The organism is Halorubrum tibetense, assembly GCF_042661865.1.
Lineage (GTDB): Archaea > Halobacteriota > Halobacteria > Halobacteriales > Haloferacaceae > Halorubrum > Halorubrum tibetense.
The window spans coordinates 1-1,580 of the sequence record NZ_JBHSWW010000409.1 but is presented as its reverse complement, the minus strand read 5'-3'; the positions used below and the strand labels follow the sequence as shown (position 1 = coordinate 1,580).

The 1,580-nt window shown below is 69.6% G+C and carries 3 protein-coding genes; 2 read left to right on the top strand and 1 reads right to left on the bottom strand.

Features of this window, described 5'->3' with window-relative positions:
* Together ACFQEU_RS15630 and ACFQEU_RS15625 are read left to right on the top strand one after the other, a co-directional pair.
* A partial coding sequence (locus ACFQEU_RS15630; protein ID WP_379783663.1) for a DUF5789 family protein occupies positions 1 to 450 on the top strand: 450 nt, incomplete at its 5' end.
* Between the two features lie 95 nt (positions 451 to 545).
* Entirely contained in the window at positions 546 to 1,016 is a 471-nt protein-coding gene (locus tag ACFQEU_RS15625; RefSeq protein WP_379783661.1) for a Rieske (2Fe-2S) protein, read from the top strand.
* On the opposite strand, the gene ACFQEU_RS15620 is transcribed toward ACFQEU_RS15625, so the two are convergent.
* Positions 1,013 to 1,456: a DUF5788 family protein gene (locus tag ACFQEU_RS15620; RefSeq protein ID WP_379783659.1), complete on the bottom strand. Its 444-nt coding sequence runs from the start codon at positions 1,454 to 1,456 to the stop codon at positions 1,013 to 1,015. The genes ACFQEU_RS15625 and ACFQEU_RS15620 overlap by 4 nt on opposite strands.
* Positions 1,457 to 1,580: the final 124 nt, after the last annotated feature.

The following is a 1,580-nucleotide window of genomic DNA, read 5'->3' as shown; positions in this document are numbered from 1 at the left end:
GAGTCCCTAACGTTCCCGGCGACGGGTCGCGAGCTCGTCGCCGCGGTCGGGGAGCACGATATCGGCGCGGGCGGCGACCGCTACGTCCTCGCGGAGCTCCTGCCCGACGCGGACATGGAGAGCTTCGACGCGCCCGCCGTCGTCAGCGAACGGATCCGACACCCCGCGGTCGCGACGGCGATGAAGCGGGTCGTGGAGGCGGCGGCGACGCTCCCGGACGAGGAGTTCGGCCGCTCACAACACGAGGCGTTCGAGCGGACCTTCAGAGCGCTGAGCGATGTCGATCTCGTCGACGACGAGGCGGGCGTTCACGCCATCGCGGACTGGGTCGTCGACCGGATCGACGAGCGAAAAACGGTCCCCGGCTCCCGGGACGTGCGCCGGCAGGCGGCGACGTACTGCCGGGAGAACGGGTACGAGATCCGCAACGACGAGTGGCTCGGGGTCTGAGAGCGGCCACCCCAAGCCGGTTCATATACCGCCCTCCATCGCCGAATTGGCCGGGAACGCGGAACGTTCAAACCCGCGGCAGGACACGAACCCGTATGGACGCGGACCGTCGGATCGCCGCCGTCGAGGAGGTCCCCGAGGACAGCACGCTGCTCGTGACGCTTCGACCCGTCGACGCCGGGAGCGTCGACGACAGTGAGGGCGACGTGGGCGAGTCCGAAGACGGGCGACCCGAAGCGGAGGCGATCCTCACCCGTGCAGCGGGCGAGGTCGCCGCGTTCCGCAACTACTGTCAACACTGGACCGACGTGCGTCTCGACCGGGACGACGGGGCGTTCGTCCGGAACGGCGAGGTGTTCTGTCAGAAACACGGCGCGACGTTCGAGGCCGACTCGGGGTACTGCAACTTCGGTCCGTGTGAGGGCGCGGTGTTGGAGGGCGTCGACGTGGCAGTCGAGGACGGAGCGGTGTACCTCGACGACGACGCCTACGAGTTCGTCCGTCTCGGGCCCGCCAGCCGCGAGGGTGACGGGAGCGGGTCCCGGATCGACTTCACGGGCAGTTAGAACCGCGTCCGCGACCCGCCACCGCCCTCGTCGCGGCCGAGCGCCTTCTTCAGGAAGCTCATCCAGCGCTTGCGGTCGGCCGCCTCCTGCCGTTTCGCCTCCGTCTCGGGGTCGGGTGCGTCCAATCCGTCCAGTGCGTCGAGCGCGCGGTCGATCCCGATGATCGACGCCGCCAGCTCCTCGCCGCGCTCGTAGCTCACCTCGTTCTCCTCGATGCGTTCGAGCCGCTCCAGCCGCTCGCGACGCAGGTTTCGCTTCGCCTGCTCGACGCGGTCGCGCTCGCCCGGCGGCACCGTGTCGCGCCGCTTGATCTCGAAGACGAACGACTGCAGCTCGATCGGCTCACCCTGGACCTCGATCTCGTCCGGGATCGCTGCGCCGACCGTCGCGGCTTCGCGGTTCACGCGTTCGAGGAGCCCTTTCCGTTCGTACTCCTTCACAAGCGAGAGGGAGGCAGCGATCGTACTTCGCTCCTTCGCTCACCCGGCCGGGCGACGCGCCGGTGTGCGATCGGGGCGACGCACCGATTGCCGACACGGGCGACGCGGCGATGGCCGACACCGG